At 69.7% G+C, this 16,303-nt stretch carries 14 protein-coding genes; 6 read left to right on the plus strand and 8 right to left on the minus strand.

Going from position 1 to position 16,303, the window contains the following annotated elements:
* Positions 1–40 precede the first annotated feature (40 nt).
* The gene (locus tag RN51_RS00040; RefSeq protein WP_082066157.1) at positions 41–1,468 is read right to left on the minus strand and encodes a hypothetical protein; all 1,428 of its coding nucleotides are present in this window, start codon (positions 1,466–1,468) and stop codon (positions 41–43) included.
* A gap of 215 nt (positions 1,469–1,683) precedes the next feature.
* On the opposite strand from RN51_RS00040, the gene RN51_RS00045 reads away from it, so the two are divergent.
* Complete coding sequence (locus tag RN51_RS00045) at positions 1,684–2,157, plus strand: acyl-CoA thioesterase (protein WP_045262015.1); 474 nt, start codon at positions 1,684–1,686, stop codon at positions 2,155–2,157.
* A gap of 6 nt (positions 2,158–2,163) precedes the next feature.
* Here RN51_RS00045 and RN51_RS00050 read toward each other — a convergent pair whose 3' ends face one another.
* A complete protein-coding gene (locus tag RN51_RS00050; RefSeq protein ID WP_082066161.1) occupies positions 2,164–3,465 on the minus strand; it encodes a trans-sulfuration enzyme family protein in 1,302 nt (433 codons plus the stop codon).
* Between the two features lie 112 nt (positions 3,466–3,577).
* Here RN51_RS00050 and RN51_RS00055 point away from each other — a divergent pair, with 112 nt between their 5' ends.
* Together RN51_RS00055 and RN51_RS00060 are read left to right on the plus strand one after the other, a co-directional pair.
* Positions 3,578–4,045: an Lrp/AsnC family transcriptional regulator gene (locus RN51_RS00055; protein WP_045262006.1), complete on the plus strand. Its 468-nt coding sequence runs from the start codon at positions 3,578–3,580 to the stop codon at positions 4,043–4,045.
* A gap of 84 nt (positions 4,046–4,129) precedes the next feature.
* Positions 4,130–5,839 carry an AMP-binding protein gene (locus tag RN51_RS00060; protein WP_045262007.1) on the plus strand — a complete coding sequence of 570 codons (1,710 nt, stop codon included), beginning with the start codon at positions 4,130–4,132 and terminating at the stop codon, positions 5,837–5,839.
* Positions 5,840–5,843: 4 nt separating this feature from the next.
* On the opposite strand, the gene RN51_RS00065 is transcribed toward RN51_RS00060, so the two are convergent.
* Entirely contained in the window at positions 5,844–6,266 is a 423-nt protein-coding gene (locus RN51_RS00065; protein WP_156149044.1) for a hypothetical protein, read from the minus strand.
* Between the two features lie 150 nt (positions 6,267–6,416).
* Entirely contained in the window at positions 6,417–7,889 is a 1,473-nt protein-coding gene (locus tag RN51_RS00070) for an MATE family efflux transporter (protein WP_045262009.1), read from the minus strand.
* Between the two features lie 159 nt (positions 7,890–8,048).
* On the opposite strand from RN51_RS00070, the gene cycA reads away from it, so the two are divergent.
* Entirely contained in the window at positions 8,049–9,518 is a 1,470-nt protein-coding gene (gene cycA / locus RN51_RS00075; protein ID WP_045262017.1) for a D-serine/D-alanine/glycine transporter, read from the plus strand.
* 75 nt (positions 9,519–9,593) lie between these two features.
* On the opposite strand, the gene RN51_RS00080 is transcribed toward cycA, so the two are convergent.
* The 4 genes from RN51_RS00080 to RN51_RS00095 form a co-directional block, all read right to left on the minus strand.
* Positions 9,594–10,016 (minus strand): DUF2871 domain-containing protein, encoded by a 423-nt coding sequence (locus RN51_RS00080; RefSeq protein ID WP_045262010.1) that lies wholly within the window; start codon positions 10,014–10,016, stop codon positions 9,594–9,596.
* Positions 10,017–10,130: 114 nt separating this feature from the next.
* On the minus strand, positions 10,131–10,754 hold the full coding sequence (locus tag RN51_RS00085; RefSeq protein WP_045262011.1) for a response regulator: 624 nt from the start codon (positions 10,752–10,754) through the stop codon (positions 10,131–10,133).
* Positions 10,751–12,070 (minus strand): histidine kinase, encoded by a 1,320-nt coding sequence (locus tag RN51_RS00090; protein ID WP_082066163.1) that lies wholly within the window; start codon positions 12,068–12,070, stop codon positions 10,751–10,753. The genes RN51_RS00085 and RN51_RS00090 overlap by 4 nt, the downstream gene beginning before the upstream one ends.
* Positions 12,036–14,159: an MMPL family transporter gene (locus tag RN51_RS00095; RefSeq protein ID WP_045262012.1), complete on the minus strand. Its 2,124-nt coding sequence runs from the start codon at positions 14,157–14,159 to the stop codon at positions 12,036–12,038. The genes RN51_RS00090 and RN51_RS00095 overlap by 35 nt, the downstream gene beginning before the upstream one ends.
* 353 nt (positions 14,160–14,512) lie before the next feature.
* On the opposite strand from RN51_RS00095, the gene RN51_RS00100 reads away from it, so the two are divergent.
* Together RN51_RS00100 and RN51_RS00105 are read left to right on the plus strand one after the other, a co-directional pair.
* Complete coding sequence (locus tag RN51_RS00100; protein ID WP_045262013.1) at positions 14,513–15,166, plus strand: IMPACT family protein; 654 nt, start codon at positions 14,513–14,515, stop codon at positions 15,164–15,166.
* A gap of 127 nt (positions 15,167–15,293) precedes the next feature.
* Positions 15,294–16,259: a DnaJ domain-containing protein gene (locus RN51_RS00105; protein WP_045262014.1), complete on the plus strand. Its 966-nt coding sequence runs from the start codon at positions 15,294–15,296 to the stop codon at positions 16,257–16,259.
* Positions 16,260–16,303 lie beyond the last annotated feature (44 nt).

Consider the following 16,303-nt stretch of genomic DNA (forward strand, 5'->3'; position numbering starts at 1 on the left):
GGGTGGGGGCGGGGGGGGTCGCGTGGCGGCGGTCAGGCGGTCAGGCGATCAGAGCCAGTGCGCGGCGATGCGAGATGCGGTGACCGACCCAGAATCCGATCGCGATCAGCCCTGCGAGGGCGATGCCCAGGCCCCACGGCGTCACGGACGGCGCAGCTCCCGCCGTAGCGGTCGCGAGCGTGCCCGATCCGTCCGCGATCAGGCCGTTGCCCGCGGCGAGGTCGGCTGCCCCGGCCTCGAGCCTGTCCCCGCCGGCCGCGAGTTCGCCGGAGCCGTCTGCGACGGTGGCGGCACCCGCCGAGAGCTTCTCGATCCCCGCATTGAGGTCGCCCGCACCGGTCTGCAATGCGCCGACACCGGTGGCGAGCGTCGAGGCACCGTCGTTCAGGCGGGTCGCCCCGGCACTGAGGTTCGCCGTTCCCGAGTACAGGGAGGATGCGCCGGTGGAGAGCGTCTGCAGGCCCGAGGCGAGCCGCGCGGCACCGGCGGAGAGCTGCGAGGTGCCGGAGTGCAGAGCCTGCGCGCCGGCGACGAGAGCCGGCGCACCCTGGGGAGCGACCAGCGCCGTGGTGCCGGGCCACTGGCGGGACGCGTCACCGTGGATGAGAGCGTTGACGCCACCTGTCACCTGCGCAGAGCCGGCGGCTGCCGCGACGAGCCCCTGCGCGAGCTCGGATCCCTTGGCTGCGACGGGAGCCATCGCGTCGACTTCCCGGTCGACTCCGGCGGCCAGAGTGGCGAGAGCCTCCAGCTGCGGGTTCTGCGGGTCGGCGGCGGACATCCCCGCAAGGGCGTCGGCGAGCTGCTGCGAGTGGCCGGGCGCTGCGGCCGCGACACCCTGGAGGAGCGTCTGTGCACCGGGCTGCGCGAGAGCCACCACGTCGGCGTTGACCTTGGTGCCGAGGGTCTGGCTGAGCTTCGTCGCGCCGTCGAGCACGCCGTTCGCGTACGCGTGCGCGCCGTTGACGCCCGCGGCGAGGGTCGAGACCCCGGCCGACAGCGACTGCGCACCGGCGTCCGCCTGCGCCATCTTGGTCGCGAGCTCCTGTGCACCGGAGAGTGCCGTCTGCGCGCCCCCGCTGACCTTGCCCGCACCGACCACGGCAGTGGAAGCGCCGACGGCGAGGGTGTTCGCCCCCTCGGCCAGGGTCGTCGCGCCGGTGGCTGCGGTCGTGGCACCGTCGCTCAGCTTCTGCGACCCCTCCTGCGCACTGGCGGCTCCCGCCGAGAGGTCCTGCGTGCCCGCGGCGAGCCGGGATGCCCCCGTGGAGAGGTCCGCAGCGCCGGCGGCAAGCTCGGCAGAGCCGTCCTTGGCCGACGTGGTGCCGTCGGCGAGGTCGGAGGCTCCCGCGGCGATCGTGCTCGTCGTCACGAAGAACAGGATCACCATGGCGGCCAGCAGCAGGCTGAGCACGATGACGGCGATGCGCATGCCGATGCCGTGCGAATGGGGTGTGGTACTCGTCATTGAGGACTCCCGGGGGTCAGTGGCGTCGTTGCCACCGGCGACTGTATGGGCGCACCGATATGCAGGATCCGGATTTGCCGATCGAAACCAAGTCTCAGTGCCGCTGGAACTCAGTTTCTTGTGTGGAATGCACAAACGGGGGGCGCCGCCGACCGTGCCCTCCGTGAAAACGAGCCGTAACCTCTCCGACTCACGCGCCGCCTAGCCTCGTGCGCATGGCGAAGAACAAAGCACCGGCGTGGCAGTGGTCGGAGGACGGACTCAACTTCCGCACCCGCAAATGGGTGCGGCCCGAGGACCTGAACGCGAACGGCTCCCTGTTCGGCGGGAGTCTGCTGAAGTGGATCGACGAGGAAGCCGCGATCTACGCGATCGTGCAGCTGGGCAACTACCGCGCCGTCACCAAGCACATCTCGGAGATCAACTTCGAGGCCTCGGCCGTGCAGGGCGACCTGATCGAGATCGGCCTGCAGGCGACGCACTTCGGCACCACGTCGCTGACCATGCGCGCGGTGGCGAGGAACATGATCACCCGCAAGCGCATCCTCACGATCGACAAGATCGTCTTCGTGAGCCTCGACGACGACGGAGTGCCCACCCCGCACGGCTACGACGAGATCACCTACGACCGCGACCGGATGCCGACGGAGCGCCTCGCGACCGGGACGATCCGCCTCCCTTCGCCCTGAGTCACCTCACCGATGCGGCGGCCGCGCTGACCGTTCACGGGCGCTGAGCCACCCCCTCAGGCGCGCACCGCCCCCCCGGTGTGCGTCGCGCGAGGAGGTGACCCGGTCGGAGAGCGGCACTTCGGAATCGAAGGCCGGGACGGCCGTGAAGGCCTGGGCGAGATCGGCGATCAGGTCGTCGACGTCCTCCAGCCCGATCGACAGCCGCAGCACGTCGGCTGCCGGACGTGCCTCCGGGGGCACCGGACGATGAGTGAGTGCCGCCGGATGCTGGATCAGCGAGTCCACGCCGCCGAGCGACACCGCGTGCGTGAACAACACGGTCGCCGTCGTGACGGCGGAGGCCGCGGCGAACCCGCCACGCATGCGCATCGCGATCATCGCGCCGGTGCCGCGCATCTGCCGCTCGAGGATGCCGCGCGGGTCGCCGTCGAGTCCCGGATAGAAGACCTCCGCGACCTCTGGCCGGTCGCTCAACCACTGCACGATCCGACGCGCGCTCTCCTGCTGGTGCCGCACCCGCACCGGAAGCGTGGTGAGTCCGCGGTGCAGCAGATAGGCCCCGAGCGGATGAAGCAGCCCTCCGGTCACTGCCCGCACACGGCGCAACGCCTCCGCCGTCTCCTCGCTGCAGGCGACGACGCCGGCGATCACGTCGCCATGTCCGCCGAGGTACTTCGTGGCGCTGTGCAGCGACATCGCCGCCCCCAGATCGATGGGGTTCTGCAGCACGGGAGTCGCGAACGTGTTGTCGACCACGACAGGGACCGCCCCCGCCTGCCGGACCACGTCGGCGATGTCGGCGATGTCGAGAGTGGGGTTCGCCGGCGTCTCCACCACGACGAGACCCGTGTCGGGGCGCACAGCGGCCGCGACCTCGTCGGGGTGGCAGTAGGTGGTCTCGACGCCGAGCAGTCCCGAGCCGAGGAGATGGTCGGTGCCGCCATAGAGCGGACGCACCGCGACGACGTGCCGCGTGCCGGTCGCACCCGTATGGGCGAGGATCACCGCCGTCATCGCGGCCATGCCCGAGGCGAAGGCCACGGCGGCCTCGGCATGCTCGAGCTCAGCCAGCGCCTCTTCGAACCGGGCCACGGTCGGGTTCCACAGCCGCGCATAGACCATGCTGCCGTCCGCCGGGGGACGCCCGCCGGTCGCCATGGCCTCGTACGAGTCGCCACCGCGCTCGATGTCGGGCAGCGGGTTCGTGGTCGACAGATCGATCGGCAGCGCGTGGACCCCGAGACCCTCGAGATCGGAGCGCCCGCTGTGGACGGCGATGGTGTCAGGATGCAGCGGTGCAGTCATGCCTCCACGTTGCCGGAATCACGATGAAAGTGCAGGGATTCGACAGAGGACGTCGGATCAGGGAGCAGAAACGCTATTCTGTGCAATACCGCGCAGGCGAGGAGGCCTCCCCTTGGCGAAAGCCCAACTCGACGAGATCGATCTCGAGCTGCTCGCGGTGCTGACCCGCGACGCCGAGACCACCAACAAGGCGCTCGCGCATCGGCTCGGTCTCGCCGAGTCCACATGCGCGCATCGGGTGCGAGCGCTGCGTGAGCGCGGGGTGATCCGCGACACCCGCATCCGCGTCGATGGCGCAGCCCTCGGCTTCCCCCTGCAGGCGATCATCAAGGTGCGCCTCGCGAACCACACCGGAGCCAAGGTCACCGCCCTGTTCGACGCGCTCGCGGGCATCCCCCGCGTCCTGCAGGTGTTCCACGTCGCCGGGGTCGACGACTTCCTCGTGCATGTCGCGGTGCAGGACGCGACGGCACTTCGCGACATCGTGCTCGAGCACATCACCGTCCACCCGGTCGTGCGGGGGACCGAGACCCAGCTCGTCTTCGAGCTCCGCGACGGACCGGGAGTCCTCTCCACCTGACGGTTCTCCTGGGCCTGACCGTTCTCCTGGCGCCGACCCATGCGCCAGGATGGAGTGCACGCCAGCAAGGAGCAAGGGAGCACCATGAGCCGCAGCGCCACCGCCGCCACGCACACCATCCGGGAGATGCGGGACTTCCTCTTCACGAACGCGACCGACTATGCCGCGGCGAGAGAGGGATTCGCCTGGCCCGAGGTCGACGAGTTCAACTTCGCCCTCGAGTGGTTCGACGTCATCGCGGGCGAGAAGCCCGATCGCCCCGCCGTGCAGATCGTGGAGGCCGACCTCAGTCTTCGCTCCTGGACCTACGGCGAGCTCTCGACCCGCTCCGACCAGGTGGCCGCCTGGCTCACCCGCATCGGCATCCGTCGCGGCGACCACGTGATCGTCATGCTGAACAACACGATCGAGCTGTGGGAGGTGATGCTGGCGATCACGAAGCTCGGTGCCGTCTCGATCCCGACCTCGACGCTCCTGTCCGCGGTTGACCTCGCCTATCGTGTCGACCACGGGCGCGCGCGGGCTGTCGTCACGCTCGGAGCGCTCGCCGACCGTCTCGCCGACATCGACCAGGGCATCCTGCGCATCGGCGTGGGCACCGACCTGCCATCGGACTGGGCCTCCTTCGACGACTCCACCACAGCCCCCGCGAGTTTCGAGCCCGACGGCCCCACCCCGTCGTCCGACACCGCGCTGCTGTACTTCACCTCCGGCACCACCAACCGGCCGAAGCTCGTGCAGCACACGCACGCCTCGTACCCGATCGGACACCTGTCGACCATGTGGTGGCTCGGCGTGCGCCCCGACGACGTGCACCTGAACATCTCGTCGCCCGGCTGGGCCAAGCATGCGTGGTCGAGCTTCTACTCGCCGTTCCTCGCCGGGGCGACCGTCTTCGTCTACAACTACGCGCGCTTCGACGCGAACACGCTCATGCAGGTCATGGACACCCATCACGTGTCGACCTTCTGCGCGCCGCCGACGGTGTGGCGCATGCTGATCCAGGCCGATCTCGCCCGCCTGACGCACCCGCCCCGTGAGCTCGTGGGCGCGGGAGAACCCCTGAACCCCGAAGTCATCGACAGAGTGCGCGACGCCTGGGGCGGAACGATCCGCGACGGCTTCGGACAGACCGAGATGACCGCCTGCATCGGGAACTCCCCCGGTCAGACCGTCAAGGTCGGCTCCATGGGTCGGCCGTTGCCCGGCTACCCGGTCGTGCTGCTGGACCCCGTCACCGGGAAGGTCGTCGACGGAGAGGGCGAGATCGCACTCGACCTGGCGCACCCACCGCTCGGACTCATGGCCGGGTACTACGACGACCCGGAGAAGACCGCGGAATCACGGGCAGGCGGCTATCACCACACCGGCGACATCGCGGTGCGCGACGACGAGGGCTACCTCACCTATGTGGGTCGCTCCGACGACGTGTTCAAGGCCTCGGACTACAAGATCTCGCCCTTCGAGCTCGAGTCGGTGCTGCTCGAGCATGAGCTCGTGGTCGAGGCGGCCGTGATCCCGAGCCCCGACCCGACGCGCCTGGCCGTGCCGAAGGCCTACGTCTGCCTGACACCGGACTCCACGAACGCAGAGACCGAGGCGGCGCGTGCGATCTTCGCGTACGCGCACGAGCGGCTCTCCTCGCATCTGTGGGTGCGGATCATCGAGTTCGTGCCGGAACTGCCGAAGACGATCTCGGGGAAGATCCGCCGCGTGGAGCTGAGGGCGCGAGAAGCAGAGCGCGTGCAGGCCGGAGACGAGACCGGGCAGCACCGCGACCGCGACTACCGCTGAGCGCTCAGCGCACGATCGCGACCGAAGCGGTCGCAGGCCCGGTCTTGGTGAGTACCGGCTTCGGTGTGGGAGCAGTCGGCGCCTTCGAGACGGGAACCGCCGTCGGCAGCGCCTCCTCGACCGTGCGGTCGCTGCGTCCCACAGCGGCCGCATTGACGATCGCACGCACGACGGCACCGATGATGAGCATCGCCACAAGCGATCCACCCGCCAGGATGAGCGGCGTCCAGTCGCGCGCGAACGACGCCGCGCAGCTCATCAGCGCTCCCACGATCCACAATCCCACCGCGCCCCCGGCGAGCCCACCGGCTCCTCGGACGATCGCGACCGCCGCGACGATCGCGAAGATGGCGGCGAGCGCCGCACCCACGTAACCGATCGGCACCATCACCGCAGCCAGATCGCTGGCCACTCTCAATGTCGTCATGACGACCCCCCGTCAGTGGTTACTCCACTCATTCGACATTAGAAGTGTCTCCCGGGAAGGGCATCCGTCTCAAGTGCGATCCGCATCATCCTGAAGAGGGATATCCGTGCGGTGCGGACAAAGCGACGACGCGACCGATCGACGACCCCGTCAGCGACGACGCGGCCAGCGCAGGCGGCGCGCGCGGACGACGCGGACCGGCTGGGTGACCACGGCATCCACGACCATCGATCCGTCGGTCGGGCCGACGATCGCGATGGCTGAGGTCTCCGTGGCCTCCGCGGGGTCGATGGGCAGCCGGCCGAGGGCGTGATGTGCGCGGACGTACGCGGGGACGAGGAGGACGATCGCGCCGAGCCACGCGAGCGGGTTGCTCAGAGCGACTCCGTCGAATCCGATCCACGCGCCCAGCACGATCGCGGCTCCCACGCGCATCACGAGCTCGATCACGCCGGTGACCGTGGGGACGAGCGTGTGGCCCAGGCCCTGCAGGGCTCCACGCAGCACGAACAGCATGCCCAGCGCCCAGTACCCGCAGCCGTTGATGATGAGCATCCGATGCGCATCATCCACGACGTCGTCCGACCCCGCGCCGATGAACAGACGCACCATCGGCGCACCGAAGGCGATGAGCAGTCCGCCGAGGACCAATCCGGCGACGACGGCCATCCAGGTCGCCTCGACCACGCCGCGACGGATGCGATCGGGACGACGACCTCCGTGGTTCTGCGCGGCGTACATCGAGACCGCGAGCCCGAGCGACGACAGCAGAGCCACCGCGAGACTGTCGACGCGGGAGCCGGTCGTGTAGGCCGCGACCGCATCCGCACCGAGGGTGTTCAACGCGACCTGCACGGTCAGCGTGCCGATGGCGATGATCGATGCCTGGAACCCCATGGGCAGGCCGAGGCGCAGGTGCTCTGCGATGTCTGCGCGGGTGATGCGCCAGTCGGCACGGCGCAGGTGGAGCATGGGCAACCGTCGGCGCACGAACTCGAGGCACAGGGCGACCGAGACCGCCTGGGCGACCACGGTCGCGAGCGCGGCTCCGCCCACGCCCCACTCCAGCGGCCCGACCATCAGCACGACGAGCCCGACGTTCAGGGCGCACGACACGGTGAGGAACACCAGCGGGGTCTTGGAGTCTCCGATCGCGCGGATGATCGCGGAGAGGTAGTTGAAGAACATCGTCGCGCTCGCGCCGAGGAAGCTGATCTGGGTGAAGATCGTGGCCTCGGCCATCAGCTCCGGCGGCGTCTGCAGCAGCGCGAGGATCGGACCGGCGAGGAGGGGCGCTCCGATCGTCAGGATCACGCTCGTGATGGCGCTCAGCAGAACCCCGGTGGCCACCGAACGACGCACGGCCGCGTCGTCCCTCGCTCCGAAGGCCTGGGCGATCGGGATCGCGAAGCCGCTCGTCAGGCCCCAGGCGAATCCGAGCAGGAGGAACAGCAGGCTGCCGGTCGCGCCCACCGCCGCGAGAGAGGTGACGCCGAGGTGCCGACCGACGACGATGGCGTCGGCGAACTGGTACAGCTGCTGCACCACGTTGCCGAGCAGGAGCGGGATGGAGAAGGCAAGGATGACGCGCCACGGACGGCCCGTGGTGAGGGAGGTGGCCATGAAGGAGCGGCTCGCAGAACTGAGGGGTTGATCGGGGGGGGGTGCGACAAGACTATCGAATCGATTCGGCGCGACGGAATACCGGATCTCGATTCCGAGCATCGCGGGGTCGACGGGTACCGTCGGATCGACACCGTCGACGACGACCGGAGGAAGAAAGTGACCAAGCAGTACACGGGGGGAACCGGACGCGAGCGCGAAGTCGCCGCGGACGGAGAGGAACAGCACCTGCGGCGCGCGTTGAGCAACCGCCACATCCAACTGCTCGCGATCGGCGGCGCCATCGGCACCGGACTGTTCATGGGCAGCGGCAAGACCATCTCGGTCGCGGGCCCGTCGGTGATCTTCGTCTACATGATCATCGGGTTCATGCTCTTCTTCGTCATGCGGGCGATGGGCGAGCTGCTGCTGTCGAACCTGAAGTACAAGTCGTTCAGCGACTTCGCGAGCGACCTCCTCGGCCCCTGGGCGGGCTTCTTCACCGGCTGGACCTACTGGTTCTGCTGGGTGGTCACCGGCGTCGCCGACGTGATCGCGATCGCCGGCTACACCGACGCGCTGATCCCGGGCATCCCGCTGTGGATCCCCGGCGTCCTCGTGGTCGTCATCCTGCTCGCTCTGAACCTGCCGACCGTCGCCGCGTTCGGCGAGATGGAGTTCTGGTTCGCGCTGATCAAGATCGTCGCGATCGTCGCGCTGATCGTGACGGGACTCGTGATGATCTTCACCGGCTTCCAGCACGACGCCGGCACTGCGAGCTTCTCGAACCTGTGGGACAAGGGCGGCATGTTCCCGCACGGCTTCATGGGCTTCGTCGCCGGTTTCCAGATCGCCGTGTTCGCGTTCGTCGGCATCGAGCTCGTCGGCACCGCCGCGGCCGAGACCAAGGACCCGAAGCGCAACCTGCCGAAGGCGATCAACGCGATCCCGATCCGCGTGCTGCTGTTCTACGTGGGCGCGCTCATCGTGCTGATGGCGGTCACCCCGTGGACGGAGTACGTGGCCGGCGAGAGCCCCTTCATCGCGATGTTCGCCCTCGCGGGTCTGGGCATCGCCGCGACGGTCGTGAACCTCGTGGTGCTGACCTCGGCCATGTCGAGCGCCAACTCCGGCATCTACTCGACCTCGCGCATGGTGTTCGGGCTCGCACAGGACGGCGACGCCCCGCGCATGTTCGCCCGCCTCTCCCGCCGCCGCGTGCCGCAGAACGCGCTCTTCCTGTCGTGCATCCTGCTGCTCTCCGGCGTGGTGCTGCTGTACGCGGGCAAGGACATCGGCACCGCGTTCGACATGGTCACCACGGTCTCGGCACTGTGCTTCATGTTCGTGTGGACCATCTTCCTGTGCAGCTACCTCGCGTACCGGCGCACCCGCAAGGACAAGGTCGCCGCGTCGACGTTCCGGCTGCCCGGCGGCGTGTTCATGGTCTACGTCGTCCTGGCCTTCTTCGTGTTCATCCTGTGGGCGCTGACGACCCAGCCCGACACGCTGACCGCACTGCTCGTGACGCCGATCTGGTTCCTGGTGCTGATCGTGGCGTGGCTGTTCGTGCGCCGCTCGCCGAATCATCTGGCGCGGCACGCGGCGCACATCGCCCACCTGCGCGACGACTCGGTGGAGGCGGACTGACGGTTCCCCGTTTCGAATCGCGCAAATGGTCGCATCCCCGTCGGAGATGCGACCATTTGCGCGATTCGAAGGTTGTCAGACGGCGGGCTTCGGAGCGAACAGTCGCTTCCGGAGCGCGAGGAACAGCAGGATCATGGCGGCGCTGAGGAGGATGTGGCCGAGGCCCGCGATGCCGGCGATCATGCCGCTCGACTCCTGGCCGAGCACCGTGAGGCTGCCGTGCCAGATCATCATGGCCGTCGTGAGCACGAGGCCCGCGTTGTACAGCCAGAAGAACCACCCGAACAGGCGGCTCTCGGAGAGCGCGAAGGCCTTCTCGAGGAGGAGGACGATCAGCAGGACGACGAAGCCGAGCACGAGCAGATGTGTGTGCACGAGGCCGAGCTGCGTCGATTCACCCTCGGGGAAGTCGTTGATCTTGGTGAACTCTCGGTAGAAGAGTCCGGAGGCGACGCCCACGAGCATGTAGGCGAATGCGGCGGAGAAGAGCCTGCGCATCGGGAATCCTTTCGGTCTGATCCCAGCCTCGCCGGGATGACCGTTCCGGGGATCCATCGAACGGTTGAGAACAGGCCTGTCGCGGGCCGGGTGACTCAGAACGGGCCGGGCGACTCAGAGCAGACCGGTCTCGTGCGCGATGGCGATGGCGCGTGCGCGGCTGTCCGCACCGAGCTTCTCGAACACGTGCACGAGGTGGGTCTTCACGGTGGCCTCCGTGACGAACAGGGTCTTCGCGATCTCGCGGTTGGATGCGCCCGTGTCGAGCAGCCGCAGCACCTCCAGCTCGCGGTCGGTCAGGCGCACCCGCGGCGCACGCATGACCCGCACGACGCGCTCGCTGAGCTCGGGGGTGAGCACGAGCGCTCCCGACGCCGCCTGACGGATCGCGCGCGCGATGTCGTCCGGCGCCACATCCTTGAGGAGGTAGCCGGCTGCGCCCGCCTCGATCGCTCCCAGGATCTCGGCATCGCGGTCGAACGTCGTCAGGATCAGCACGGCGGGCGCCGGTTCCTGCGCGCGGAGGGCGGCGGTCGTCTGCACGCCGTCCATCCCGTCGCCGAGCCGCAGGTCGCACAGGACCACGTCCGGATGCAGGTGTCGTGCGAGAGCCACGGCCTCCTCCCCTGACGCCGCCTCACCGACCACCTCGACGTCGTCACGATGGTCGAACAGCGAGCGCACGCCGGCCCGGACGATCGGGTGGTCGTCGACGAGCAGCACACGCACCGCGTTCATGCCTCCACCCCGCTCCGTCGCCCCTGAGCGGTGCCGCCGAGAGGGATGTGCGCCGAGAGCGCCGTGCCGTCGCCCGGTGCGCTCTCCACGTCGAGTCCGCCGCCGAGTTCCCGCAGGCGCGCACGCATCGAGCGCAATCCGTAGCCGCCGCCTGCGCCCTGCGCCTCCCGCTGTCGGTCCCACTGCCGTGCATCGAAGCCGATCCCGTCATCGACGATGTCGAGCCGCACCGCATCACCCGCGTCCGCGAGGGTGACGACGACCCTGGTGGCGGCCGCATGGGAGCGGACGTTCGCGAGGGCGGACTGCGCCGTACGGAGCAGGGCGACCTCGGCGTCGATGCCGAGCGAGGGCAGGTCGTCGTCGGCGTGCAGAGTCGCCTCGATGCCGGTCTCCTCGGCGAGGCGCTCGAGCATCCGGGCCAGGGCATCGCCGAGCGCGGTCGACTCGAGCTCGGCGGGCATCAGAGCGTTCACGATGCGCCGCGCATCGGCCATCCCCTCCGCGGCGAGCGCGCCGACCTGCTCGAGAGCACGGGTGCGCTGCGCCGGGTCGTCCGCCTCCAGAGCGGCCCGCGTGAGCATCCCGATGGACGACAGACTCTGCGCCACGGTGTCGTGGATGTCACGCGACACCCTGGTGCGCTCCTCGCTCGCCCCCGATTCGCGCTGGGTACGGGCCAGCTCGTCCTGCAGAGCGGCCATCTCCTCCTGGGTCGCCACGAGCGAGGCGATCAGTCGGCGTCGCTCCCGTCCGTCGCGGACGAGTTCGAGGTATCCGCGGGAGATCCCCAGCGCGAAGACCCCGCCGACGAGGGGACCGATCACGTTCGCATAGGTCGTCGTGCCGGTGTGCAGCAGCGGGGCGGTGACCACCACGGCGAGGATCACCGCGCTGAGCAGGAGCGCCCAGCGCAGGCGCATCACGTATCCGGCGAGCAGCCACAGGGAGAACGCGAGCCAGACGAACTCGGGCGACACCACGACCGCACCGAGCCAGATGAGCGTGAGTCCGAGCAGCCACCACGTCGCCAGACGGCGGTCCGCGGTGCGCTCCGCGAGCAGCAGCCCGCCTCCGTACCATCCGAGGAACACGAGCGAGAGGGCGAGCACCCAGGGCAGCGGCACGCCGTCCACCGCCGCGCGCCACGCCCCGACCACCAGCAGCACGACCGTGATCGCGGCTTGGCCGATCCGGATCGATCCCACCAGGCTCGCCCACGTGCGCGGAGCGCGGAAGCCGGCCGCGCGCTCCGTCCGCGACGACTCCGTAGGCGACGATTCAGCTCGCATCTCGGGTGCTGGCGACGGCGGCATGCTCGTATTCTCCCCCGTCCGGCCGTTCTCCGCCTCGATCCGCGCGGGATCGTCTCCGCCCTGCATTTCCCGGCCACCACATCCGCTCGCCGACGATCGCGAAGATCGCCGGAACCACCAGCGTGCGCACCACGAAGGTGTCGACCAGCACTCCGATGCCGACGATGAGCCCGATCTGCCCGAGCGTGACCAGGGGCAGCAATCCGAGCGCGGCGAACACCGCGGCGAGCACGACACCCGCGCTGGTGATGACGCCGCCCGTCGCCGTGAGTGCGCGCACCATCCCCTGACGGGTGCCGACGGTCCGCGCCTCCACGCGCGTCCGATGGACGAGGAAGATCGTGTAGTCGATCCCCAGCGCCACGAGGAACAGGAACGAGAGCAGCGGCACCTGCAGGTCCAGCGCCTCCCATCCGAAGAGGACGCGGCTCAACCAGGTGCCCGCACCGATCGCGGCGACCGCGCTGAGGATGTTCACCGCGAGCAGCAGTACGGGCGCCACCAGGGAGCGCAGGAGCACGATGAGCACGAGCAGACTGACCGCGAGCACGAGCGGGACGATCAGGAGCAGGTCGCGCTGGTTGCCCTCGCGCGCGTCGAGGTCGGCCGCCACCGGGCCGCCGACCACGGCGTCACCAGGCACGGCATGCGCGGCCTCTCGCACTGCCCCGACCAGGTCGAGGCTCTCGGGCGTTCCCGGCGCCGGATGTCCCACGACGAGCAGCCGGACGAGCGCGCCGTCGGTGCTCTCTCCTGTCGTCGACACCCGGAGCACCCCGGGCACATCGCCGATCGCCGCGGTCAGCGCATCGGTGTCCGCCACATCGCCGATCACGATCATCGGCTGGGCCTCTCCCGCGGGGAAGTGCTCGCCGAGCGCTGTGAGACCCGCCGCCGACTCGGAAGCGACACGGAACTTCTCGACTTGCGTGAGCCCGACTGAGGCCCCCGCGAGACCACCTGCGAAGACGCCGAGCAACGCGAGCGCCCCGACCAGCGGCACCCACGGGCGCCGGGAGACACGCTGCGCCACCGCACCCCACACACGACCCGTCACGGCGGCATCGCCCACCCGCGGCGCGAACGGCCAGAAGAGGCGCCGCCCGCACACGGCGAGCGCGGGCGGCAGCACCAGCAGCACGGCGGCGAGCGCGATCAGGAGCCCCACGGCGGACGCGATACCGAGCCCGCGTGTGCCGGGGATCACCGCGAGGACCAGAGTCGACAGGGCGAGGACCACGGTCACGTTCGAGGCGACGATCGCCGGTGCGGTGGCCCGCCATGCGCTCACGAGGGCCCGGCGGTGATCGGTCTCGCGCGCGAGATCCTCGCGATAGCGCGAGATCAGCAGGAGGGCGTAGTTCGTGCCGGCGCCGAAGACGAGGACACTCACGATGCCGGAGTCGAACTGCAGTCCGAGGCCCGCGCCGATCGTCGCCGTCGCCTTGTTCGCCAGCTGATCGGCGAGCGCGACAACCACCAGCGGGACCATCCACAGCACAGGCGAGCGGTACGTGACGATGAGCAGCAGCGCGACGATCCCGAGGGTCACCATCAACAGCGTGAAGTCGGCCCCGCCGAACGCCGAGGCGACGTCCACACCGAACGCGGGTCCGCCGGTGACCTGCACACTCACTCCGTCGATCGGATGCTGCGTCACGGCGTCGCGCAGATCGCGCACGGCGTCAGCGGCGGCGTCGTCGTCTTCCAGGGTCAGCGTCGCCTGGATCGCCGCGGCCTCTCCGTCGTCGCTGACGATCGGTCCATGCGGCTCGCGCCCGGACTCGGCTCGGACGTCCGCCGCGAGGTCGGCCAGGGCGTCGAGATCGGCATCGCCGAGCTGTGCACCGTCGTCTCTGGTCGCGACCAGGAGCACCGTGCGCTCGTCGGCATCGGGGAAGCCCGCGGCGAGCACAGCCGCCCGCGCGGATTCGGAGTCCGGCGGAGCCACATCGTTCCCCGCGGGGAGTGATGCCCGACCCAGGGCACCGAGTAGAGCGGTGAACGCGACGACCGCGACGAGCAGGGAGATCCACCCGCCGCGCCGCGAGGTGAGCCACAGGGGAAGGGAACGGAGGGTACGGAGCATGCATCAAGTCCAGCCGCCGCCTCCGTCGCGGGGATCGGGCAGGGGGCTGACACTCCTCTCCACCGTTCGATGGATCCGCCCGCACCTGAAAGGGGGTTCCGGTCAGCGGGGTTCCGATCAGCGGGGTTCCGATCAGCGGGGTTCTAATCAGCGGGGTTCCGTCAGGGACTCCCTCACGATCCTGTCCGCGCGTAAACGTAGGGTCCAGCGCCGCCGATCCGTCTGCGACCACGGCGAAAGGACCATGGCGGATCTCACGACCCGCGCGACCCGCCTCGGGGTGAGCGGCGACCGCTACAACCCGCAGCAGATGGCCTTCGTCGACCGTTGAGCGCATCGGTATCGTGAGGCGGGTGACCTCCGCCCGCACCTATCCCGCGACCATCGCGGACGCGGTCGATCACGAGAGCATCGTCCGCAAGTCGCGCTTCATCACCCGCATCGAGCCCGTCTCCTCGGTCGAGCAGGCGGAGGTCGTGATCGCCGGGATCCGCAAGCGGGCGTGGGACGCCAACCACAACTGCACAGCGATGGTCACCGGGCTGCTCGGCGATCAGGCACGGTCGTCCGACGACGGAGAGCCGTCCGGCACCGCGGGAATCCCGATGCTGGAGGTGCTGCGACGACGCGAGCTGACCGATGTGGTCGCGGTGGTCACCCGCTACTTCGGGGGCGTCAAACTCGGCGCCGGAGGGCTCGTGCGCGCGTACTCGTCTGCCGTGTCCGAGACGCTCGACCGGGCGTCGCTCGTGCGGCGGATGGCGCTCCGCCAGGTCACGCTCGAGGTTCCGCACGCGGACGCTGGTCGATACGACAACCTGCTCCGCGACTGGGCTGCGCATCACGGGGCGACACTCGGTGATCCGACGTATGCAGCCATGGCCACGCTCGAGCTCTGGGCTCCCGAGGCAGAACTCCCCCGGCTCACCGATGACATCGCCGCTGCCTCCGCCGGATCGGTCGTCCCCGTCGTCGGCGCCGAGCGCATCGTCGACGTTCCGGACTGACCCCGCTTCGAATCGCGCGAATGGTTCCATCCGCGCCCCGGATGGAACCAGTTGCGCGATTCGAAGGCAGTGGGCGTACCCACAAGAACGGCCGGATATCCTGGATGCCGGTCGCGGAGGGAGAGCGATGTTCGACAGTCCGCTCTCGGCTTCGGCCTACGAGATCCTCGAAGTCGACCCCGCCGTCGACGACGTCGAGCTGCGCCGCGCCTACCGTCTCCGCCTGCGTCAGACGCACCCCGACACCGGGGGCGACGCGGCGGTGTTCATCCAGGTACAGCGCGCGTGGGAACTGGTCGGCACCGTCGAGAGCCGTGCCGCCTACGACCGCCGCACCGGAGTGGCCGGTTCATCCACCACCGGCTCAGGGGGCACAGGCGGATCGGGGAGCACCGACTCGACGCCGGGCTGGAGCGGATGGCGTCCGCCCGCGGCCCGCACCGACACCCGCCCGCGCGCCCGCTCCTACGGTCACCCCGGCGGCTGGCGTCGTGAGCGCTACCTCGCACTGATCCGCGAGTGGGCGGGACGTGGCGTCGAGGTCCCCGATCCCTACGACCCCGCGCTCGTGCGCTCCGCCCCGCGCGATCTGCGCCGACTCCTCGCCGACGCGCTCGCGGAAGAGGCCACCGCCCGCACCGTGTCGGACCTCGGCATGGGGTACACGGTGTGGCACGACGTCGCGGTGGGAGCCGATGCCGACGACAAGCTCGACCACGTGGTGCTGGGCCCCTCAGGACTGTACGGCGTGATGTCGGAGGACTTCGGCGGAGTGGTCGGCTTCCGCCGCGGAGAGATCACCGGCCCGAGCGTCGGCACCCGCGCGCCCGTCACCGCGGCCCTCGGCCGGATGCGTGCTGTCGCCAAGGCAGCGCGCGTCAAATTCGGCGGGGCGATCATCGTGCTGCCGGACGACGACCTCGCCCAGGCCGTCACCCCGCTCGGCACGAGCCGCGGAGTGCCGGTCGTCGTGGTCCGGCGCAGCGCGCTGGCGATGGTCCTGCGCCAAGGCGTCCCCCAGGCGCGCGCGATCGGCGGCAACGAGCTGTTCGACGTGCGCACCCGGCTGCAGCAGACCATCCGCTTCGTCTGACGTCTCGTCGGAGCAGGCCGGAGCAGGCCGGGGTGGGCCTTGTC

The sequence above is a fragment of the Microbacterium oxydans genome (assembly GCF_000956405.1).
GTDB lineage: Bacteria > Actinomycetota > Actinomycetes > Actinomycetales > Microbacteriaceae > Microbacterium > Microbacterium oxydans_C.